19 protein-coding genes are annotated in these 21,481 nt (G+C 71.5%); 10 read left to right on the top strand and 9 right to left on the bottom strand.

Annotation, left to right across the window (positions count from 1 at the left end):
• Positions 1 to 41: 41 nt before the first annotated feature.
• From ACFYYW_RS07240 to ACFYYW_RS07230, 3 genes are read left to right on the top strand one after another with little or no spacing between them, the layout of a single operon-like run.
• Positions 42 to 1,016: a glucosyl-3-phosphoglycerate synthase gene (locus ACFYYW_RS07240; RefSeq protein ID WP_387646063.1), complete on the top strand. Its 975-nt coding sequence runs from the start codon at positions 42 to 44 to the stop codon at positions 1,014 to 1,016.
• Positions 1,013 to 2,131, top strand: a complete 1,119-nt coding sequence (locus ACFYYW_RS07235) for a glycosyltransferase (RefSeq protein WP_387646061.1) — start codon at positions 1,013 to 1,015, stop codon at positions 2,129 to 2,131. The genes ACFYYW_RS07240 and ACFYYW_RS07235 overlap by 4 nt, the downstream gene beginning before the upstream one ends.
• Positions 2,132 to 2,143: 12 nt before the next feature.
• Positions 2,144 to 2,752 carry a response regulator transcription factor gene (locus tag ACFYYW_RS07230; RefSeq protein WP_352324318.1) on the top strand — a complete coding sequence of 203 codons (609 nt, stop codon included), beginning with the start codon at positions 2,144 to 2,146 and terminating at the stop codon, positions 2,750 to 2,752.
• Here the strand turns inward: ACFYYW_RS07230 and ACFYYW_RS07225 are convergent.
• The gene (locus ACFYYW_RS07225) at positions 2,693 to 4,792 is read right to left on the bottom strand and encodes a histidine kinase (RefSeq protein ID WP_387646059.1); all 2,100 of its coding nucleotides are present in this window, start codon (positions 4,790 to 4,792) and stop codon (positions 2,693 to 2,695) included. The two genes, ACFYYW_RS07230 and ACFYYW_RS07225, sit on opposite strands and share 60 nt — an antisense overlap.
• Positions 4,793 to 4,802: 10 nt before the next feature.
• The gene (locus ACFYYW_RS07220) at positions 4,803 to 5,597 is read right to left on the bottom strand and encodes a universal stress protein (protein WP_387646057.1); all 795 of its coding nucleotides are present in this window, start codon (positions 5,595 to 5,597) and stop codon (positions 4,803 to 4,805) included.
• 79 nt (positions 5,598 to 5,676) lie between these two features.
• Here ACFYYW_RS07220 and ACFYYW_RS07215 point away from each other — a divergent pair, with 79 nt between their 5' ends.
• Positions 5,677 to 5,979 carry a hypothetical protein gene (locus ACFYYW_RS07215; RefSeq protein ID WP_352324315.1) on the top strand — a complete coding sequence of 101 codons (303 nt, stop codon included), beginning with the start codon at positions 5,677 to 5,679 and terminating at the stop codon, positions 5,977 to 5,979.
• An 86-nt stretch (positions 5,980 to 6,065) separates the two neighbouring features.
• The gene (locus ACFYYW_RS07210; protein WP_352324314.1) at positions 6,066 to 6,614 is read left to right on the top strand and encodes a phosphatase PAP2 family protein; all 549 of its coding nucleotides are present in this window, start codon (positions 6,066 to 6,068) and stop codon (positions 6,612 to 6,614) included.
• On the opposite strand, the gene pip is transcribed toward ACFYYW_RS07210, so the two are convergent.
• Positions 6,580 to 7,539: a prolyl aminopeptidase gene (pip, locus tag ACFYYW_RS07205; protein WP_352324313.1), complete on the bottom strand. Its 960-nt coding sequence runs from the start codon at positions 7,537 to 7,539 to the stop codon at positions 6,580 to 6,582. The two genes, ACFYYW_RS07210 and pip, sit on opposite strands and share 35 nt — an antisense overlap.
• A gap of 66 nt (positions 7,540 to 7,605) precedes the next feature.
• Between pip and ACFYYW_RS07200 the strand changes: the two genes are divergently transcribed.
• Complete coding sequence (locus ACFYYW_RS07200) at positions 7,606 to 8,523, top strand: threonine/serine dehydratase (protein WP_387646054.1); 918 nt, start codon at positions 7,606 to 7,608, stop codon at positions 8,521 to 8,523.
• Here ACFYYW_RS07200 and ACFYYW_RS07195 read toward each other — a convergent pair.
• From ACFYYW_RS07195 to ACFYYW_RS07175, 5 genes are all read right to left on the bottom strand, one after another.
• The gene (locus ACFYYW_RS07195) at positions 8,514 to 9,092 is read right to left on the bottom strand and encodes a hypothetical protein (protein WP_387646052.1); all 579 of its coding nucleotides are present in this window, start codon (positions 9,090 to 9,092) and stop codon (positions 8,514 to 8,516) included. The two genes, ACFYYW_RS07200 and ACFYYW_RS07195, sit on opposite strands and share 10 nt — an antisense overlap.
• Before the next feature lie 67 nt (positions 9,093 to 9,159).
• A complete protein-coding gene (mscL, locus tag ACFYYW_RS07190; protein WP_364416252.1) occupies positions 9,160 to 9,579 on the bottom strand; it encodes a large conductance mechanosensitive channel protein MscL in 420 nt (139 codons plus the stop codon).
• Positions 9,580 to 9,659: 80 nt separating this feature from the next.
• On the bottom strand, positions 9,660 to 9,875 hold the full coding sequence (locus ACFYYW_RS07185; RefSeq protein ID WP_358283366.1) for a DUF397 domain-containing protein: 216 nt from the start codon (positions 9,873 to 9,875) through the stop codon (positions 9,660 to 9,662).
• Positions 9,876 to 10,038: 163 nt separating this feature from the next.
• A complete protein-coding gene (locus ACFYYW_RS07180) occupies positions 10,039 to 10,242 on the bottom strand; it encodes a DUF397 domain-containing protein (RefSeq protein WP_352324308.1) in 204 nt (67 codons plus the stop codon).
• 219 nt (positions 10,243 to 10,461) lie between these two features.
• Positions 10,462 to 11,310 carry a helix-turn-helix transcriptional regulator gene (locus ACFYYW_RS07175; RefSeq protein WP_352324307.1) on the bottom strand — a complete coding sequence of 283 codons (849 nt, stop codon included), beginning with the start codon at positions 11,308 to 11,310 and terminating at the stop codon, positions 10,462 to 10,464.
• Positions 11,311 to 11,916: 606 nt separating this feature from the next.
• Between ACFYYW_RS07175 and glgX the strand changes: the two genes are divergently transcribed.
• From glgX to ACFYYW_RS07155, 4 genes are all read left to right on the top strand, one after another.
• Positions 11,917 to 14,010, top strand: coding sequence for a glycogen debranching protein GlgX (gene glgX, locus ACFYYW_RS07170; RefSeq protein ID WP_352320335.1), 2,094 nt, complete (start codon positions 11,917 to 11,919; stop codon positions 14,008 to 14,010).
• The gene (gene treY / locus ACFYYW_RS07165; RefSeq protein ID WP_387646046.1) at positions 14,003 to 16,153 is read left to right on the top strand and encodes a malto-oligosyltrehalose synthase; all 2,151 of its coding nucleotides are present in this window, start codon (positions 14,003 to 14,005) and stop codon (positions 16,151 to 16,153) included. Before glgX ends, treY begins: the two co-directional genes overlap by 8 nt.
• Positions 16,143 to 17,855, top strand: coding sequence for a malto-oligosyltrehalose trehalohydrolase (gene treZ, locus ACFYYW_RS07160; protein WP_387646043.1), 1,713 nt, complete (start codon positions 16,143 to 16,145; stop codon positions 17,853 to 17,855). Before treY ends, treZ begins: the two co-directional genes overlap by 11 nt.
• Before the next feature lie 145 nt (positions 17,856 to 18,000).
• Positions 18,001 to 19,011, top strand: coding sequence for a hypothetical protein (locus tag ACFYYW_RS07155; protein ID WP_387646040.1), 1,011 nt, complete (start codon positions 18,001 to 18,003; stop codon positions 19,009 to 19,011).
• A gap of 117 nt (positions 19,012 to 19,128) precedes the next feature.
• On the opposite strand, the gene ACFYYW_RS07150 is transcribed toward ACFYYW_RS07155, so the two are convergent.
• Positions 19,129 to 20,730, bottom strand: coding sequence for an FAD-dependent monooxygenase (locus ACFYYW_RS07150; protein WP_387646038.1), 1,602 nt, complete (start codon positions 20,728 to 20,730; stop codon positions 19,129 to 19,131).
• Between the last annotated feature and the right edge of the window lie 751 nt (positions 20,731 to 21,481).

The following is a 21,481-nucleotide window of genomic DNA, read 5'->3' as shown; positions in this document are numbered from 1 at the left end:
ATCGGGCAGGGGTCGTGCCCCTATGAGATGGGGCTGACTGCATGGAGACAGATGTGCGAGCCTTGGCCAGGGCCCAGGAGTGGTGCGGCCCGCATTCCAGTACGGCTGCGGAATGGCCGGTGGATGCCTTAATCGAGGCCAAGGGAAACACAACGGTGAGCGTCGTCCTGCCGGCGCGCGACGAAGAGCGCACGGTCGGGGACATCGTCACCGTGATCAGACGTGAACTGGTGGAGCAGGCGCCACTCGTCGACGAGATCCTCGTCGTCGACTCCAACTCCACCGACGCGACGGCGGAACGGGCACGCGCGGCGGGCGCGCGCGTCGTGGCGCAGAACGAGGTGCTGCCCCACCTGCCGCGCCTGTCGGGCAAGGGGGAGGCGCTGTGGAAGGGCCTGGCCGCCTCCCACGGCGACATCGTCGCGTTCGTCGACTCGGACCTGCTCAACTTCGGCGCGCATTTCGTGTCGGGGCTGGTCGGTCCGCTGCTGGTGAACCCGGGCACCCAGTTCGTCAAGGCGACGTACGAACGGCCCTTCACCGGCGAGGACGGCGTGCCCAGGCGCGGCGCGGGCGGACGGGTCACCGAGCTGGTGGCCAGACCGCTGATCAACCTGTTCTGGCCGGAGCTGGCGGGCTTTCGCCAACCCCTCGGCGGCGAGTACGCCGCCCGGCGCGACGTGCTGGAACAGGTCCCCTTCGTCACCGAGTACGGCGTGGAGTTCGGCCTCCTCGTCGACCTCCTCGAACTGGTGGGACTCGACGCGATGGCCCAGGTGGACCTGGGCTCCCGCGCGCACGGCCACCAGTCCGTGAACGCGCTCGGCCGGATGGCCGGGCAGATCATGCTCACCGCGTGGTCCCGGCTGGAACGCCAGGGCCGCGTGGTGTCCTCGACACCCCCGGCTCACACGCTGCTGCAGTTCGGTCTCGACGGGCGGGCCGGCCTGGTGGACGTGGGAGTGGCGGAACGGCCGCCGCTCGCCTCGCTCATGCTGGAGGAGGACGTCGCGTGAAGGTGCTGATCAACGCGGGACCGTGGCTGGCGGTCCCGCCGCCCGGCTACGGCGGCATCGAGAATGTGGTCGCCACCCTGGTCCCGGCGCTGCGCGAACGCGGCGTCGAGGTCGTGCTGGCCTCCGTGGCGTCGAGCACGCTGGAGGCCGACGAGCTGATCGCCGTCTACGACGAGGGCCAGTTCGCGGAGTTGCAGAAGCCGTACAACCAGGTCATGGGGATCGCGCACGCGCACCAGGCACGGGTGGCCGCCGAGTTGCGCGCCCGCGACGACATCGACCTCGTGCACGACCACGTGGAGGTCGTCGGGCCGGCGGTGCTGGCCGCGCTGGGCGGGCCGCCGGTCCTCCACACCCTCCACTGGGACCTGCGCAAACACCCGGCGTTCTACGGCGACTTCCCGCGCTCGATCGCGGTCAACGGGGTGTCGGACTCGCAGCTCGCCCGCGCCCCGGAGGCCCTGCGCGCGGCCTCGCTGGGCTCCGTCTACCTGGCCACCCCGCTCGCCGAGCAGGACGTCCGCGCCGAGCGCGGCGAGCACCTGGTGATCATGGGCCGGATCTGCGGACTCAAGGGCCAGCACGTGGCCGCCCGGATCTGTCAGAAACTCGGCCTGCCGCTGGTCGTGGCCGGTCCGGTCTGCGGCCGGGACAGCCAGGCCGAGCTGGACGTCGTCCTGCAGGACCCCTACCACCCGCTGCACAGCCACCCCGACGTGCGCTACCACCTGGACCAGGTGTCCGGCTACCTCGACGGCGACCTGGTCAGGTGGGTCGGCGCGGTCGGCGGCCAGGAAAGGGACGACCTGTACGCCTCGGCCCGCGCCGCGCTCTTCCCCATCCAGTGGGACGAGCCGGGCGGCACGGCGGTCGTCGAGGCCCTGGCGCTCGGGGTGCCGCCGGTGGGCCTGCGCCGCGGCTGCCTGCCCGAGATCATCGACCACGGCCGCACCGGCTTCCTCGCCGACACCGAGGAGGAGCTGGCCGAGTACGTCCAGCGGGTGGACGAGATCGATCCGGAGGAGTGCCGCCGCGAGGCCCGGCGCCGCTTCTCGCCCGGCGTGATGGCCGACCGCTACCTCGACCTGTACGACCGGGTGCTGCGCGCGGACTGATAGACATGTCCGGTGATTCGCGTACTTCTGGCCGAGGACCAGGCCGTGATCAGGCACGCGCTCGCGACCCTGCTCGGCCTGGAGGCCGACTTCGAGATCGTGGCCGCGGTCGAGTCCGGTGACGCCGCCGTGGCCTCCGCCGCCGCGCACCGGCCGGACGTGGCCGTGCTGGACATCGACATGCCCGGCACCCTCGACGGGCTGGCCGCCGCGGCGGAGATCCGGGCCAGGGTGCCCTCGTGCCGCACGCTCATGCTCACCGCCTACGGCAAGCCCGGCCATCTCAAGCGCGCCCTGGCCGCCCAGGTGGACGGCTTCCTGCTGAAGACGGCCCCGCCGGAGGACCTGGTCGCGGCGATCAGGGAGGTCACCCGCGGCGGCCGGGTGCTCGACCCGTCGCTCGCCGTCACCGCCTGGGACCTGGCCGACAACCCGCTCACGCCGCGCGAGGCCGACGTGCTGCGGCTGGTGGCGGGCGGCGCCGAGGCCCCCGACATCGCCCGCCGGCTGCACCTGACCGCCGGGACCGTGCGCAACTACCTGACGGCCATCGTGGCCAAGCTAAACGCGCGCAACCGCACCGACGCCGTGCGCATCGCCACCGAGGCCGGCTGGATCTAGCGGAGCGCGCGCGTCGAGCCGGAACCAGCCGGCCTCGCAGGCGGTCGTGAGCCGGCCGCCCAGCGTGGCCAGGCGGGTGGTGAGGTTGCCCAGCCCGGACGAGCCGCGACGGGGGGCCGCCGTGGCCGCGCCGTCGTTGCGGACGAGCAGCCTCACCTCGCCGCCGGCCGCGGAGGTGGAGATCACGCAGGCGCGCGCGGCGCTGTGGCGCAGGACGTTCGTCACGGCCTCGCGCAGCACGGCGCTGAGCACGGTCTCGACGTCGGCCGGCAGCTCGCGGTGCGCGAGCCGCAGGGTGACCTCGACCCCGGCCGCCGCCAGCACCTTCCCGGCCGACTCGGCCTCGGCGGCGAAGGACAGCTCGCGCTGCTCGCCGGTGACCGAGCGCAGGTCGTGCTCGGCGTGCTCGGCCATGGCGACGACGTTCTCCAGCTCCCGGACGGGGTCGGGCAGGCGGCGGGCCAGCTCGCAGGTGAGCAGGATGGCGGCCAGGCTGTGGCCGAGCAGGTCGTGCAGGTCGCGGGCGGCCCGCAGGCGCTCCTCGACGACGGCCGAACGCGCCAGGCTCTCCCTGGCGGCGTGCAGCTCCTTGGCGAGCTGGGCCAGGCGCAGCAGGCTGTAGACCACCAGGCCGGTGGTGAGCGTGCTCACCGTGATGTTGACGCGGCCGGGCAGCTCGTACAGGGAGGCGACGGTCCAGACGGCGGCCAGGATCGCGGCCGTCAGGGGCCAGGCCGTGCGCGGGCGGAAGGCGAGCAGCACCGGACCGGCGAGGAAGCCCGCCGTCCCCAGCCAGATCGGCCCGAACACCGGGATCGGGGCGAAGGTGAGCGCCGCCATCACCCCCAGCGCCACCATGTGGCGGCCGGCGACCGAGCGCAGCTGCATGACGACGATCACGGTCAGCGCCGCGACCGCGGGGACCAGCAGCCCGGCCGGGATCTGCAGCAGCGCCTTGACGCTGAACCCGACCAGCACGGCGGCCAGCAGGACCACCGAGACGTCGGGCGGCTCGCGGCGGGCCGCCGCGGGCGGGCGCGTGGCGGGCAGCACGGCCTCCACCGTGTACCGGCCCCGGCCGGACAGGCCGCGGGTCAGGGCGCCGCCCGCCGCCGCCACCTGGCGGGCGAGCCCCGCCGGGTCGGCGAGCCCGCCGTCGTCGTCCTCGGCCGTGCGGCGGCCGTCGTCGGCCACGCGCAGGTGCACCTGGGCCCGTTCCGGCTCCTCCCAGGTCTCGATCACGCACACCGTGGCGGTGCCGCGGCGGGCGACGTCCGTGACAGCTTCGCGCAGCACCGAGGCGAGCAGCGCGCCCGCCGGGCCGAGCGGCTCGCTGTGGGCGGCGCGCACCTCCACGCCGACGCCGGCCGCCTCCAGCAGGGCGCGGGCGGTGGTCAGCTCGGGGGCCAGGGACATCGCGCGGTAGCTCGCCGCCGCGGCGCGGGCGTCCGCCAGCGACAGCCGGGCCGTCGCGACCACCTCGCCGAGCGTCCCGGCCGCGTCCCGCGGCGCGGCCAGCGCCCGCCGCGCGCCCGCGCCGATCGCGGCCAGGCCGCGGCCGAGGCCGTCGCTCAGCTCCGCGGCGATGCGCAGCCGCTCCTCGGCCACCGCCGCCGCGGCCAGCGCGGGACGGGTGGCCTCCATCTCGGCCACCCGCTCGACCAGCCGGATCAGGCCGAACACGACCAGCGACACCAGCACCGTGGTGATCGCGAGGTCCGTCGTGGAGACCGCGTCCCCGGAATTGCGCCAGTGGTGGATCACGACGCCGCTGAAGGCCACCGCGGGCGCCAGCGCCCACCAGCGCGTCACCAGCAGCGATCCGGCGAGGAAGCCCAGGATCGCGACGGACGCGCCCTGCCCCAGCGTCACCGCGTAGACCAGCACGCCCTGGACGGCGAGCAGCCACCCCTTCCTGGCCCGCAGCGTGAAGGCGCACTGCGCGGCCAGCACCGGCAGCGCCCCCCAGGCGCCGGCCACCACGTAGACGCCGGCCAGCGAGGCCAGCACCACGACGACGATCAATCGGGCGACACGCACGCCCAGAAGCTTAGGAGAACCCCCGCGGCAGCACGGTGACCGGGCAGGACGACGACCGCAGCACCTTCATCGCCAGCTCGCCCAGGAACACCCGGTGGGGCTGGGCGTCCTCGCCGGCGGCGCAGACCAGCAGCTCGCCGGGCAGCCACTCGACGTCCTTGAGCGCGGCCTGCACGTCGTGGCCCTCGGCCACCTCCGACTCGGCCTCGATGCCGGTGCTCTCCCAGGCCAGCCGTACGGCCAGGGCGAGGTCGTCGCGCAGCTTGCCCTGGTTCTCGGTGCGCAGGTCGAGGGTGATCAGCCGGAGCGGCACGTCGAGCCGCAGCGCCGCCTGGGCCACCCGCTCGACCGCCGCGTCGCACTGCGGCCGGTGGACGTAGGCCAGGGTGAGCCGGGCGGGCTCGTCGGGCGGCACGTAGCCCGAGGGCGCCAGCATCACCGCCTCCGGCGACAGGTGCAGCAGGTGGTCGGCGGTGCTGCCGACGGCGATGCGGCCGTACTGGCCGCCGCTCGCCGAGCCGACCACGATCAGGTCGGCCCTGATCCTGCTGGCCAGCACCGCCAGCCCGCGGCCGGTGCCCCGGCTCTCGAACGCCATGTACTCGGCCGGGACGACGCCCAGCTCCTCACCCGCGTGCGCCAGGTTGGCCTGGGCCTCGACGGCCAGCCCGGGGCTGCCCGGGGGATAGATCGACGCGACCGTGAGCTCGCCCCCGGTCAGCCGGGTGATGGCGGCCCCGAGCGCGAGGGCGTCCCGCCCACCGGGGTCGTTGCTGTAGCCGACGATCACGTGCTCTCCGATCACGTTTGCCTCCTTACCCGCTCTGAACTGGGAATACGCGGTCTCTGCCGATGCGTTTGAAACGATTGGAGGCGTAAAAACAGTGAAGATCACCCTTGACACCCGTTTCAACGGGTCCCTTGGCCCGGTCACCCTTCGTGAAGCGGTTCAGCAGCTCAAGGCGCACGACCTGACGTGCACCGTCCCCGCCGGCGTCGTCGAGCAGAAGGTCACCGTCTTCTCCGACTGCGTGGAGCGCGGCTTCACCCCGCTGCGCAGCGAGATCATGGCCGCGTACTACATGGCCGAGCGGGACGCCACCGCCGAGGCGTTCGACCGCGGCCTCATCACCGAGGGCGAGCTGGAGCAGCGGCGCGCCCTCCTCGTGCGCCAGTATCTTGGGTAAGGCCCGGAATCGCCCTTTCGGTCGAAGCATTTGACGATCAAAGTTCATAAGGTCGTGTCCACTACCCGTTCACGGATTGGACACCTGTGTACCGCGACATCGTCGACTTCGCCCTGACCACGCCCGGGTGGCTGCACGCCCTCGCCGAGTTCGGCACGGACGCCGGCCTGTTCATCTTCGCGGCGCTGTTCCTCGTGTGCTGGTGGCGGGCCCGCCAGGCCCCCGCCCGCGACCTCGCGCTCGCCATCGCCGGGCCGGCCGGGGTGGTGGGCGCGTACGTCGTGAGCGAGGGCGTGAAGCTGCTGGTCCGGGAGGACCGGCCGTGCCGCGGCGGCATCGCCACGATCGCGGCCTGCCCGCCCTCCACGGACTGGTCCTTCCCCAGCAACCACACCGTGATCGCCGCCGGGGCGGCGGGCACGCTCATCCTCGTCTGGCGCGCCCTGGCCTGGGTGGTGCTGCCGCTGGCCGCCCTGATGGGCTTCTCCCGGGTGTTCGTCGGCGTGCACTACCCGCACGACGTGGCCGGCGGCTTCCTGCTCGGTCTGGTGCTCGCGCCGCTGTTCGCGCTGCTGCTGGTCGGCGCGGTCACCCCCGCGGTCAGGCTCGCGCGAAGCCGTCTGTCGCCGCGATGAGCCGGTCGACGATGCCGGGCTCGGTCGCCGCGTGCCCGGCGTCGTGCACCACCTGGAAGTCGGCCTCGGGCCAGGCCTTGTGCAGGTCCCAGGCGGTGGCCATGGGCGTGCAGGCGTCGTAGCGGCCCTGGATGATCACGGCCGGGATGTGCCGGATGCGGTCGACGTTCTTGATGAGCTGCTCGGGCTCGAACCAGCCGCCGTGGTGGAAGTAGTGGTTCTCGATCCTGGCGAACGACACCGCCATCTTGTCCTCGCCGAACTCCGCCACCAGGCTGGGGTCGGGCAGCAGCGTGATCGTGGCGCCCTCCCACTGGGACCACGCCTTGGCCGCCGCCAGCCGGACCGCGTCGTCGTCGCCTTCGAGGCGGGCGCGGTAGGCGGCCATGAGGTCGCCGCGCTCCTCGACGGGGATCGGCGCCAGGTACGACTCCCACAGGTCGGGGAACAGGTAGCTGGCGCCCTCCTGGTAGAACCAGCGCAGCTCGTGCGGGCGCAGCGTGAAGATCCCGCGCAGCACCAGCTCGGTCGTACGGTCGGGGTGGGTCTGGGCGTAGGCCAGCGACAGCGCGCTGCCCCACGACCCGCCGAACACCTGCCACCGCTCGATGCCCAGGTGCTCGCGCAGCCGTTCCATGTCGGCCACCAGGTTCCAGGTGGTGTTGGCGGCCAGCGACGTGCCCGGCGTGCTGGCGTGCGGCAGGCTGCGCCCGCAGTTGCGCTGGTCGAACAGGACGATGCGGTACAGCTCGGGGTTCCACTGCCGGCGGTGGTTGGCGCTGCACCCGGCGCCCGGCCCGCCGTGCAGCATGACGGCCGGCTTTCCGTCGGGGTTGCCGCAGACCTCCCAGTAGATCTGGTTGCCGTCACCCACGTCGAGCAGGCCGGACTCGTAGGGTTCGATGGGCGGGTACAGAGTTCTCATGTCTCGCGATCCTGCCATGGAGCAGGAGCTGGCCGAATTGTGCCGGTCCGAGCCTAGAGTGACCGTATGGACCTGGTGACGATCGACGACATCCGCGCGGCGGCCGGCCGGATCGACGGAATCGCGGTGCGCACGCCGCTCCTGAGGATGGGCGAGGCGTGGCTGAAGCCCGAGAGCCTCCAGCCGGTCGGGTCGTTCAAGATCCGCGGCGCCTACAACGCGCTGGCCGAGCTGCGTCCCGCCGGCGTCGTCACGCACTCCTCCGGCAACCACGGCCAGGCGCTGGCGTTCGCGGCGGCGCGGTTCGGCGTGCCGTGCGTGGTCGTCGTGCCCGAGGGCACCCCGGCGGTCAAGGCGGCGGCCATCGAGGGGTGGGGCGCCGAGCTGGTGGTCGTGCCGCCCGACCAGCGCGAGGTGACGGCCGAGCGGCTGGCCGGCGAGCGCGGCCTGACGCTGGTCCCGCCCTACGACCACCGCGCGATCATCGCCGGGCAGGGCACGATCGGGCTGGAGATCGTCGAGGACCTGCCGGACGTCGAGGCGGTGCTCGTGCCGGTCAGCGGCGGCGGGCTGGCCGCCGGCGTCGCGGCCGCGGTCAAGGCGCTGCGGCCGGACGTGCGCGTGTACGGCGTGGAGCCCGAGCTGGCCGCCGACGCCGCCGAGAGCCTGGCGGCCGGACGCGTCGTCGCCTGGGAGACCGCCCGCACGTTCCGGACCATCGCCGACGGGCTGCGCGTGCACCAGGTGTCCGAGCTGACCTTCGCCCACCTGCGCGAGCACCTCGAAGGCATCGTCACCGTGTCGGAGGACGAGCTGCGGGCGGCCATGCGGCACATCGCGCGCACGGCCCGGCTGGTGGCCGAGCCCAGCGGCGCGGCGACCACCGCCGCCCTGCTGTCGGGCCGCGTCCCCGCCGGGCGCACGGTGGCCGTGCTGTCCGGGGGGAACGTCGATCCGGAGCTGTTCGCCCAGGTCTACGCCTGAGTCCAGGCGTGGCGGGTGAGGAACCCGCGCTCGCCGGTGGCGTACTCGTGGAAGGCCTGCCGCACCTCGGCCAGCTCGGGCACCACCGCGCGGACCATCGTGCCCTCCTTGTACTCCAGCTCGTAGCCGGGGGAGACCTGGAGGAAGTGCCGGCCGAAGTTCACCAGGGCGACGAACGGGTTCTGCGGCGACAGGGTGGCCAGGACGTCGTCGACCAGCCCGAGGTCGGGGTCGTGCACGACCATCCCGTCGCCGGTGTGGAGCTGCATGCCCTCGTACACGCCGAGCGGGGCCACGTTGTGCACCAGGTCGCGCTGGGGGTCGTAGCAGACCAGGCCGTGCGCGCGGGCTGTGGTGAACACCTGGGCCGAGCTCTCGTCCATCGTGTCCAGGTCCATCGTCACCAGGACGTGCCCGGGGTACAGGGTGACCTGCCCGGGCAGCTCCTTGGCGACGTCGGGCGCGTCCCCCTCGACGGGGTCGCTCCGCTTCACCGCCAGATACGTGGCCCGGGCCTGATCCCTGCTGATCGGCACGGGCTCGTCCCAGACCATCAACTCAACGCTCATCGGTCCATCTTGCCGAACGACCACCGTGCCGGCGCGCCACTGGGGTCAAGAGTCCGTGATGTACGGTTCAGCGCGGTTTCTCGGACTGGGGCACCAGCTCCACCGTGCAGTGGGCGCACCGGCTGGCCTCGGCCGGGATCTCGGACAGGCACTCGGGGCACTCCTTGGTCGTCGCGGCCTTGTCGTGCTCGAACAGGTGGATCAGCCGCGTCATCGGGGCCACGACCAGCCAGTAGACGACCGCCGCGATGACCAGGAAGGTCAGCAGGTGGTTGAGGAAGTCGCCGTACTTGAACTGGCTGCCGTTGACGGTGAAGGAGTATTCGGCGAAGTTCGGCTGCCGGCCGCCGGTCACCGCGCCGATGAGCGGGGTGATGAGATCGGTGACCAGTGCCTGGACGAGCCCGCTGAAGGTCGCGCCGACGATGACGGCGACGGCCAGCTCGACGATGTTGCCTCGGAGTAAGAACTTCTTGAAACCGCCCATGGAGTCGGCATATTGCCGGGGGCCGCGGCCTGAAACCCCGATGGCCCCCGACGAAGCCCGACGGAGAACGTCGTGGCCGGTCAGACCTGGGGCGCGAGCCGTTCGAGATCGAAGTGGCCGCGCCGTACGCCGTCGAGGAACGCGGCCCATTCGTCGGTGGTGAACGACAGGACGGCACCGCTGGCGTCCTGACTTCCCCGCACCCAGACCCGGTCGGCGAGCATGGTGACCTCGACGCAGTCGCCATTGTTGCACCGTTGCCAGCGTGCCTGGTCAAGGGCAGGTGGGCGTTTCATCCATTACCTCCTGAAGGCGGCTGTAGAGGTATTGAGCCGAAGGTGATTTTACCTTGACAGCCGAGGATGACCAGGCGACAAAAGGGGCAGTGCACCCGCCGGAGCCGGACAAAACAAAAGGCGGGCGTCCGTGCGGACGACCGCCGTGAAAAGCGCCGCGCGCTCAGTCGGGCTGACGTATTCCACGCAGGAACGCGTCCCATTCCCGGGCGCTGAAAGTGAGGACCGGGCCGGCCGGGTTCTTGTTGTCCCGCACGCCGATCTCGCCGGCGGACAGCAACGCGACCTCGACGCATTCTCCGTTGTTGCAGCGCGAGGCGGCCCGCCACCGCGGACCCGCCTGGACGTCAGGGTGGTGGGACGTCATTGTCTCCCCCTCGTGCATCGACAATGGGCGCGGCGGCGGTCGGACCTCGCCGGGCGCGCTGGGACGTGTTGGTCGGACACCGGCGATCTCACGTGGAGAGCGAAAGCGTCCCAATGGATGAACAGTAGCACCTGGCACTTGCCACGGAAGCGAGCTCTCGATGTGTCGGCGGCATCATGCCAGGTGGCCGGAGAAAAGAGATGATCTCGTGACGGAGTGCTAGCCGAAGCTTGCGGCCATCTCGGTAATTCGCCGCTTCGATTCCTGGATGCCCAGGGCCTCGGCCCGCAGATGGTCGATGATCTCGCGAAAACGCCGGACCACTTTATCGGCCTCCAGGTAGAAAAGGCCCATTTGATGTTCCACGAAAATGGTGTCGGCGATGCCGGAGTCGTGGTCGAACTCCATGAGCCGGAAGGTGCTGTCGAAACCCACGTGCGCCCCCGCCGTGAACGGGATCACCTGGATGGTGACGTGCGGCAGCTCGTTCAGCTCGATGAGCCGGTCGAGCTGCTCGCGCATGGTCTGCCGGCTGCCCACGTGCCGGTAGAGCACCGACTCGTCCAGCAGCACCCAGTAGCGCAGGGTGTCGGGCCGGTGCAGCCACTCCTGGCGTTTCATCCGCACCCTGACCCGGTCGTCGAGCACGTCGGGCGCGATGCGGGGCAGCCAGCCGCGGATCACGGCGCGGGCGTAGTCCTCGGTCTGGAGCAGGCCGGGCACGGTGGTGATCTCGTACTCGGTGATGGCGCTGGCCTCCGCCTCCAGGCCGAGCATCTGCCGCAGCTCGCGATTGTCGTAGAACTGCCACCACTCCTTCTGCCTGGCGTCCTTGGCCAGCGTCATGAGCTGGGCGGACTCGGCGGGGGAGACCTCGTACAGGCGGCACAGGTCGCGCACGTCGCGCAGGCTGACGCCGCGCTGGGCGGTCTCGATCCGGCTGATCTTGGCCGGGGAGCACAGGAGGAGCTGGGCGACCTCGGCGATGCTGAGGTTCTTCTCGTTGCGCAGCTCGCGTAAGCGCATCGCCAGTTGCCGCTGCCGGAGCGTCGGGTTGGGGATGGTCATCGCCGTACACTCCCTTCCCGCGCGCTGGCCGGTTGCCCCGGAGCGTACCCCCGGGTTCGGTTTCGAAGGCATGTGCGGTAGGTAATCGTCACCGGCACGTTCCTATGGCAAGTGCCAATTCGGGGTGGGATTCCGGCGTCGGAGGGTAAAAGTCAGCCAAGCCGTAAGAGAGGGGGATGCCCTGGGGCTGATTTGATCAAACCACCAGAGATCGAAATGCCGCGTTCATTCCCTGGCGTGATGGCTCACCAGAGGCCGTCCGTCACATAAGGCTGGGCCGACGGGGGCTCGTCGGCCCGGCCGCCACGATCGTTCGCTCCTGCCAGAGCGAGCATCGACCGTCCTGATCGCGGGGGATCGGGGGCGCAGCGTCGCGTCGTCCGATCGCGGGTGCGGACCGGTGCGCGGGGGCCGCGCACCGGATCCGCGAACCTCGCCACACCCCTCACCGGGCCGAACACGTGAGCCGCCTTCGAGACCGCGCCGTCGGAGGCGGCTCACTCGATTTTTCGGAGTATTCCGGACGGACGCGTGGGAAGGAACAGGGTGGCCTTGTCCGGCGGAGCGGGGGAACGGAACATGGGGAAAGACCGCAAGGGAGCCTCGATGATCGAGATCTGGCCTGGAGACCCCTATCCTCTCGGGGCGACCTACGACGGCGCGGGCACGAACTTCTCGCTCTACACCGAGGTCGCCCAGGCGGTGGAGCTGTGCCTGTTCGACGAGGACAACGTCGAGTCGCGGGTGCCGCTCACGGAGGTCGACGGGTTCATCTGGCACGGCTATCTGCCCGGCATCGGCCCCGGCCAGCGTTACGGCTACCGGGTGCACGGGCCGTACGAGCCGGCGCGCGGGCTGCGCTGCAACCCCAACAAGCTGCTGCTCGACCCGTACGCGATGGCGATCGAGGGCGGCGTCGACTGGCACGAGGCGGTCTACGGCTACCGGTTCGGCCAGCCGGACACGCGCAACGACGCCGACTCGTCCCCGTACGTGCCGCGGTCCATCGTGATCAACCCGTTCTTCGGGTGGGGGCACGACCGGCCGCCGGCGACGCCGTACCACGACACGGTGATCTACGAGGCGCACGTGCGCGGGCTGACGATAAGCCATCCCAAGATCCCCAAGCACCTGCGCGGCACGTACGCGGCGCTCGGCCACCCCGAGATCCTCGACCACCTCACCAAGCTCGGCGTGACGGCGCTGGAGCTGATGCCGGTGCACCAGTTCGTCACCGACCACATCCTGGAGCAGCGCGGCCTGTCCAACTACTGGGGCTACAACTCCATCGGCTTCTTCGCCCCGCACAACCGCTACTCCAGCACCGGGCAGCGCGGCGGGCAGGTGCTGGAGTTCAAGGCGATGGTGCGCAGCCTGCACGAGGCGGGCATCGAGGTCATCCTCGACGTCGTCTACAACCACACCGCCGAGGGCAACCACCTCGGGCCGACGCTGGGCTTCAGGGGCATCGACAACACCAACTACTACCGCCTGGTCGAGAACGACAAGCGCTACTACGTCGACACCACCGGCACGGGCAACAGCCTGCTCATGCGCTCGCCGCACGTCCTCCAGATGATCATGGACTCGCTCCGCTACTGGGTCATCGAGATGCACGTCGACGGGTTCCGCTTCGACCTCGCCTCCACCCTCGCCCGCGAGCTGCACGAGGTCGACCGGCTGAGCGCGTTCTTCGACCTGGTGCAGCAGGACCCGGTGTTGTCGCAGGTCAAGCTCATCGCCGAGCCCTGGGACGTCGGCCCCGGCGGCTACCAGGTCGGCAACTTCCCCTCCCGCTGGACCGAGTGGAACGGCCGCTACCGCGACACGATCCGCGACCTGTGGCGCGGGCAGGCCGCCACGCTGCCCGAGTTCGGCTCCCGCCTCACCGGGTCCAGCGACCTGTACAAGGACGACAGCCGCCGCCCGGCCGCCTCCATCAACTTCGTGACCTGCCACGACGGCTTCACCCTGCAGGACCTCGTCGCGTACAACGACAAGCACAACGAGGCGAACAAGGAGGGCAACCGCGACGGCACCGACGACAACCGGTCGTGGAACTGCGGCGAGGAGGGCCCGGCGAGCCTGGCCATCGAGTCGCTGCGCGAGCAGCAGAAACGCAACTTCCTCACCACGTTGTTCCTGTCGCAGGGCGTGCCGATGCTCTCGCACGGCGACGAGCTGGGCCGCACCCAGAAGGGCAACAACAACGGCTACTGCCAGGACAACGAGCTGACCTGGGTCGACTGGTCCGACGTCAGGGAGAACTGGCTGCTGCTGGAGTTCACCCAGGAGCTCGCGGCGCTGCGGAAGAAACATCCGGTCTTCCGGCGCAGGAGGTTCTTCTACGGCAGGCCGGTGCGCGGGCTGAGCGACATCGCCTGGCTCACCCCGTCCGGGGAGGAGATGACCGACAGCGACTGGAACGTCGGCTACGCCAAGTCGCTGGCCGTCTTCCTCAACGGCGACGCCATCACCGAGCCCGACCGGCGCGGCCGCCCGATCAGGGACGACTCCTTCCTGCTGCTGTTCAACGCCCACCACGACACGATCAAGTTCACGATCCCCCAGGACTACGGCGAGATGTGGCACACCGAGATCGACACCGCGATGCCCATCAGGCTCGACGTGCGGATGGTGCGCGCGGGCGAGGCGATCGAGGTCCCCGGACGCAGCGTGCGGGTGCTGCGCCGTGTCTAGGCCGGCCTCGACGTACCGGGTGCAGCTCACCCCCGACTTCGGTTTCGCGCAGGTCGCCGAGATCGCCGGCTACCTGCGCGACCTCGGCGTCAGCCACGTCTACCTGTCGCCGGTGCTGCAGGCCACGCCCGGCTCGCGGCACGGCTACGACGTCGTCGACCACTCCAGGATCAGGGAGGAGTTCGGCGGGGCCACCGGCTTCCGCGAGATGGCCCAGGAACTGGCCGCGCACGACCTGGGCATCGTCATCGACATCGTGCCCAACCACATGAACACGATGAACGCCCAGTTCTGGTCGGTGCTCAAGGACGGGCCCGCCTCGCCGTACGCGAACTGGTTCGACATCGAATGGGTGGACGGGAAGGTGGCGCTGCCGGTGCTCGGCGACGACACCGAGCCCGTCGTCGACGGCGACGTCCTGCGCTACCACGAGCACGCCTTCCCCCACCCGGGCCACTACCGGCTGGTCGACTGGCGCGAGGGCCCCGGCTACCGGCGCTTCTTCGACGTCTCCTCGCTGATCGGACTGCGCGTGGAGGACCCGGCGGTGTTGTCCGCCACGCACGAGGTGATCTTCTGGCTGCTGGACGAGGGCCTGGTCGACGGGTTGCGCATCGACCATCCCGACGGCCTGGCCGACCCCCGCGGCTACCTCGACCGGCTGCGCGAGCGGACCGGCGGCGTCTGGACGGTCGTGGAGAAGATCCTCATCGGCCCCGAGCGGCTGCAGCCCGACTGGGCCTGCGACGGCACGACCGGCTACGAGGTGCTCAACCGGGTCAACGGCCTGTTCGTCGACCCTTCGGGCAAGGAGCCGCTGGTCCGGCTGTTCAGCGAGCTGACCGGGCAGCCCGACGACTACCGTCCGGTGATGACGCAGGCCAAGCGCGAGGTGCTCGACCTGTTCTTCGGGGCGGAGATCGACCGGCTGGCCAGGGTCACCGGTTGCGCGCCCTCAGCGGTGTCGGAGCTGCTGGCCGCGATGCCGCTCTACCGCGCCTACCTGGTGCCGGGGGAGGAGCCGCCGCCCGAGTCGGTGGAGATCGTCGAGCTGGCCGCCGCCGAGTGCTCGCCCGCCGTGCGGCCGCTCGTCCAGCAGGTCCTGTACGGTTCGCCGGAGGCGATCGTGCGCTTCCAGCAGACGTGCGGGCCGGTCATGGCCAAGGGCGTCGAGGACACCGCGCTGTACCGGTGGTTCCCCCTGTCGTGCCTCAACGAGGTGGGCGGCGAGCCGGACGTGTTCGGCGTCTCGGTCGAGGAGTTCCACGACTTCTGCGGGGAGATGTCCCCGTACACGATGACGACCCTGTCCACGCACGACACCAAGCGGTCGGAGGACGTGCGGGCCCGGTTGTCGGTGTTGTCGGAGATGCCGCGGGAGTGGGCGTCCACGGTGTCCGAGTGGTCGCGGGAGCTCTCCTTCGACCCCCACCTCGACTACCTGGCCTGGCAGAACCTCATGGCGGCCTGGCCGATCTCCGCGGAACGCTTCACCGACTACCTGCTCAAGGCGGCGCGCGAGGCCAAGACCGCGATCTCGTGGGTGCGTCCGGACGCCGGTTACGAGCGACGGCTGCGGGAGTTCGCGCAAGCCGCCGTGCGGCTGCCGGTGGAGGAGTTCACCGAGCGCATCGAGCCGTTCGCGATGTCGAACTCGCTCGGGGCCAAGCTGGTGCAGCTCATGATGCCCGGCGTGCCCGACGTGTACCAGGGCAACGAGACCACCGACTTCTCGCTGGTCGATCCGGACAACCGGCGGCCCGTGACGTACCCGCGCAAGCCCGAGACCTCCTGGGACGCCGCCAAGCTCCTGGTCACGACGCAGGCGTTGCGGCTGCGCCGGCGGCTCGGGGGCGCGGCGCCGTACCTGCCGCTGCGGGCCGATGGGGAGGCGGCCGAGCACGCGATCGCCTTCGCCCGGGGCGAAGGCCCGCGGGCGGTGGCGGTCGCCACCAGGCTGCCGGTACGCCTCGCGCGCCGCGCCGCGGTCACCGGCCACTCGGTGTGGGGCGACACCACCTTGACGCTGCCCGGTGGATCCTGGCGCGACCTGCTCACCGGCGAGCCGCACTCGGGGACGGTTCCGCTGGCCCGGCTGCTCGATCAGTACCCCGTCTCACTGCTGGAGCGACATGATCTTTGAGGTCTGGGCACCGAAGGCCACGGCTGTCGAGGTCGACGTTCTGGACGGACGCCGGCCGATGTCCCAGGGGGAGAGAGGCTGGTGGTGGGCCGAGGTCGCCGAGGCCGGCCACGGCACCAGGTACGCCTTCGTCCTCGACGGCGGCGGGCCCTACCCCGACCCGCGCTCCCGGCGGCAGCCGGAGGGGGTGTTCGGGCCGAGCGCGGTCTACGAGCACGACCGCTTCACCTGGTCCGACCACGACTGGAAGGGCCGCGACCTGCGCGGTTCGGTGATCTACGAGCTGCACGTCGGCACGTTCACCGGCGAGGGCACGTTCGCCGCGGCGATCGAGCGGCTGGAGCACCTGGTCGAGCTCTCCGTGGACTTCGTGGAGATCATGCCGGTGGCCCCCGTGCCCGGCGGGCGCAACTGGGGGTACGACGGCGTCGACCTCTACGCGGTCAACGAGACGTACGGCGGGCCCGACGGGCTGAAGTCGTTCGTGGACGCCTGCCATCGGGCCGGGATCGGCGTCATCCTGGACGTGGTCTACAACCACCTGGGGCCGTCGGGCAACTTCCTCCACCCCTTCGGTCCGTACTTTTCCGGCTTTGCTGGTAGCTATTGGGGCGAAGCGGTCAATCTGGACGGGCCGGGGTCCGACGAGGTCCGCCGGTACTTCATCGGCAACGCCGTCCAGTGGCTGCGCGACTACCACATCGACGGGCTGCGGCTGGACGCCGTCCACGCGCTGCACGACAAGCGCGCCCGCCACCTGCTGGCCGAGCTGTCGGAGGAGGTCGACGCGCTGGCCTGCTCGCTCGGCCGGCCGCTGTCGCTGATCGCCGAGTCCGACCTCAACGACCCGCGCATGGTACGCCCGCTGGAGGCCGGCGGCCTGGGGATGACCGCGCAGTGGAACGACGACGTCCACCACGCCCTGCACACCGCCGTGAGCGGCGAGAGCCACGGCTACTACGAGGACTTCGCCGACCCGTCGGCGCTGGCCAGGGTGCTGACCCGAGGCGTGCTGCACGACGGCGGCTACTCCAGCTTCCGCGACCGGGCGCACGGGCAGCCCTTCACCGGCGTGCCCGGCCACCGGCTCGTCGCCTGCCTGCAGAACCACGACCAGATCGGCAACCGGCCCGGCGGCGACCGGCTGCCCGTCTCCGCACTCAGGCTGGGGGCCGGGCTGCTGCTGACCTCGCCCTTCACGCCGATGTTGTTCATGGGGGAGGAGTGGGGGGCCGGCACGCCGTTCCTGTTCTTCTCCGACCACGTGGAGCCCGAGCTGCGGGAGAGCGAGGGGACGCGGCGCGAGCGCGAGTTCGACGGCTTCGGATACGCCTGGGACGCGCCGAACCCGTCCGACGAGGAGGCGTTCCTGCGTTCCAAACTGGACTGGAGCGAGCTGAAGGAGGAGGAGAACTGGTCCCTGCTGTGCTGGTACCGGGACCTCATCGCGCTGCGCAAGGCGCTGCCGGAGCTGTCGGACCCGCGGCTGGACAGGGTGCGGGTGGAGAGCGATCCGGAGGGCAGGTGGCTGGTCATGTGGCGCGGGACGGTGTGCGTCAGCGTCAACTTCTCCCCGGAGACGCTGACGTTGCCACCGGCGGGCGCCACCCTCCTCCTGGCCTCGGACGACCCGGTCGCCGCCGCCCCCGACGGCCTCCGCCTCCCCGGCCAGACCCTAGCCATCACCCGCACCACTCCCTGACCGAAGGCCCTCCGCCTCCCCGATGGTTGTCCACAGGGTGGGGGCCGGTCGGCGGGTTCGTCCCCAGAACCGGGTTCGGCCGCACCGTAACCGGCCCGGTTCCGGATCCTGGGTGCCTCACCACGTTTCGAAGGCGAGGCACCTCATGAAGATCGTTCTGCCGCTCCCCGCCATGCTGACCTCACTGTTCGTCGTAGCCGTGGAGCACCTGCCGTTCGACGTCGACACGTTCGTGCCCTGGCGCGTGCCCGGGCCGTACCGGAAGGCGGCCCGTGACGCGCTCGACACCCCGCCCTCCCTGACCGTCACCCATGTCCCCGCCCCCTGGCGACCGGCCGGCCTCACCCTCACAAGCGACGAACGCCGGCGGCTGCGCCGCGCCGGTCACCACGTGCTGGTGTCCACCACCGCGCCCCCACGCCGCCTGCCCGGCAACGTGCAGACCGCCAGAGCCGTCGCCCGCGCCCTCGCCCGTCAGTGCGGCGGCCTGCTGATCGACCCGTCCACCGCCTCGGCCGTGCCCGCCTGCCCGAGGTCGCCGGGCGAGCCGGGAGACTTCCGCCTCGCCGACGACTGGCTCACCTGGGACGTGCAGATGCGCGACGACGCCACCTGCCCGCCGTGGGACCCGTCCGAGACGGCCGCCTGCGACTGCCTGCGCGTCACCTCGCGCGGCCTGCGCCGCTTCGCCCTGCCGGAGATCACCCTCGACGGCGCCGCCTGCGCCCACAGCCTGTGCGCGACCGCCCTCCTCCGATCAGTGGCCCATCGTCTGGTCGCCGACCAGCTCGCCCACCTGCGGGCGCACCCGCTGGCCACCTGCCACGAGATCGACGACCTCCTGCGGATCCAGCCGTCCGGCGCTCTCCGGGGCGTCCCGCCGTTCGGCGTGCGACTGACCCCGTGCGACGCCGACCTCGCCGACCTCGCGGACCTCGCGGACCTTGCCGACCCCGCCGACCGCGGCGGGCCGGGCAGCTCGGGCGCCATCCGTCGCCTGAAGGTGGGCCCCGCCCCCGGCTCCGGCCGGCTCACCTGTCTGAAGGTGGGGCCGCCGTCCGGCTTCACCGGCTCGGTCAACGACTGGCTTCGCGCCGCCGGCAGCCTCGACCTGACCTCCGCCGACCACGCCGCACGCCCGGCCCTCGCCGCCTGACCTCCGCCCCCGCGAGACGGCCAGACCCATGGAGCACGGACGTGCCTCCCCGCTCATACGCACGTTTCACGACCCCGGCGAAGGCCATCGGGCCCGGGTCCGGCGAGAGGCAGGTGGTCAGCGGTGCAGGATCCGGGTGAGAGCCTGGTCGAGGGTGGACATGGGGTCCGGCGTGGGGCGAGGGGCACGCCAGGCCACGTACCCGTCGGGCCGCACCAGGACCGCGCCGCCCTCCCGTACCCCGTACCGCTCCCGCCAGCGGCCCTCCACGTCCACCAGCTCGTCGTCCACCAGGATGCGGGTGAGCTGCACGCCCAGGCGCTCCTTGACCACGCGGCCGGCGTCCATCCACGCCTGGCCGCCGCTCTTGTCGGCCAGCAGGACGAAGCCCGAGCCGAACAGGTCGATGGTCGAGATGCGCTGCCCCTCCCAGTCGAGCACGACGTGCGGGGCGCGGCTGCCGGGCCGCCCGCTCGGAACGCGCGGGTCCTCCAGCAGCGAGCCGTCGTCGCCGGGCTCCTCCAGGACGGCGGCGGAGTGGTACCGGTAGCCGAGCATCGCCTGCAGGAAGTCCTCCAGGGGCTCGGGGTAGTCGGAGCGTTCGTCCACGGGCATCCGCACGCTGAGGTTGGCGAGCTGGGCGTCGGCGGTCAGGGCGCCGATCGGGCGGCGTTCGGCGTCGTAGGTGTCCAGGAAGCCGGGGCCGGCCTGCCCGCTGAGCACCAGCCAGAGGCGCCAGGCGATGTCGCAGCCGTCCTGGAGGGCGGTGCTGCCGCCCTGGCCGCCGGTGGGCGGCATGGTGTGGGCGGCATCGCCGGCGAAGAAGACGCGTCCGGCGCGGAAGGTGTCGGCCACGACGTGCGCCAGGCTGAACGTCGCCGTGTCGAGCACCTGCACGTCCAGGTCCGGAATGCCGGTTCCGGCGCGGATGAGCTCGACGCAGCGCTCCTCGGTGAGGGGCTCGGCGCCGCCGTCCGCGGAGGGCGTCTGGTTGATGCCGAGCACGTGCGCGCCGACGCCCGTGCCGGTCACGATGACGCCGGTGAACGCGTCGTTGTGGAGGTACCAGATGATGACCTCGCGCTCGTTCACCAGGCCGGTCAGGTCGGCGTCGAACATGATGGAGCACATCTGCACGAGGTCGCCCCTGCCGGAGGTGGGCACGGCCAGCCGCTCGCGCAGCGGGCTCCGGTGGCCGTCGGCCGCCACCACGTAGTCGGCCCGTACGATGCTCTCCTCGCCGTCGGCGGCGCGGATCACGGCGGTGACGCCGTCGTCGTCCTGGTCGAGGGAGATCAGCTCGGTGGAGAAGCGCAGGTCGGCGCCGAGCTCGTCGGCGTAGGCGCGCAGCACCCGCTCGACCTCCGACTGGGGGGCGCCCACGCGGGGCACGGGGGTCAGGTCGGCCAGGACGTCGGATTCGCCCGTGTCCTCAAAGATCATCTGCGGGTCGGGGTCGGCCAGCGATCTGGCGATCGCGATGCGCATGGAGTCGCCGATGCCGATCCAGATGTCGGCGAATGTCTGCTCGATCCCCGGCAGCGGCCGCAGCAGCTCGACGGCTCGCGGTCCCATGCCGAACGCCTTGGGCTGGATGGATGTGCTCGGGTGCCGCTCGACCAGGATGACGGGCACCTCGCGCCACGCCAGCAGCGCGGCAGCGCTCAGGCCCGCGTACCCGCCGCCGACCACCAGCACGGGCACTCGCTCTTGTCTCATTGCCTCCACCTCCGGGCACGAGTAGTATCGCGTTTGTCGATCAAGCGACACGATATGTCGCGTTTACGCAGCCGGTCAAGACATATCGCGAATCCCGCCATTCATCGGAGCTCTCCGGCTGCGTGGAGAAGCGCTCGGCCTTCGGGGCCACGGCCCAACGGGCGATGTCCGCCCAACCGGGAATCGTGCAGCGCTGACATCCCTAGGAGGCCGCGTTGTGGCACGTTGAGGCAGGACGTCAGCACACGTGCCCGATCTGGGACTTGGTCCGATGCGTCCGCTACGGGGGCTTCGCGCTACGCGCGCGCCTCGGGGGGGCTTCTCATTACGCAGGGGCCCCGGGGGCTTCCCATTACGCACGGGCCCCGGGGGCTTCCCATTACGCATGGGCCCGGGGGTGCGCGTTCGCATGGGCCCGGGGGTGCGCGCTACGCACGGGCCCGGGGTGCGCGCTACGCACGTGCCCGGGGTGCGCGCTACGCATGGGCCCGGGGGTTCGCATCACGAGCGGGCGCCGGGGGCTTCGCGCTCTGCGCCCGCGTCGGGGCCCGAGCCCTGTGTCCGCCGTGTGGCAGGTGCCACGTGCCCGCTACGGGACTCCCCGCTGCGCGTCACCTACGAGGGCTTCACTGTGGGCCGGCCGCAGGGGCTACGCGCCACGCGCCACGTGCCCGCTACGGGACTCCCGGCTGCGCGTCACCTACGAGGGCTTCACTGTGGGCCGGCCGCAGGGGCTGCGCGCCACGTGCCA

It is taken from the genome of Nonomuraea sp. NPDC001831 (assembly GCF_042892035.1).
In the GTDB taxonomy this organism is placed as follows: domain Bacteria; phylum Actinomycetota; class Actinomycetes; order Streptosporangiales; family Streptosporangiaceae; genus Nonomuraea.
This window is presented reverse-complemented; position numbering and strand designations above follow the sequence as displayed.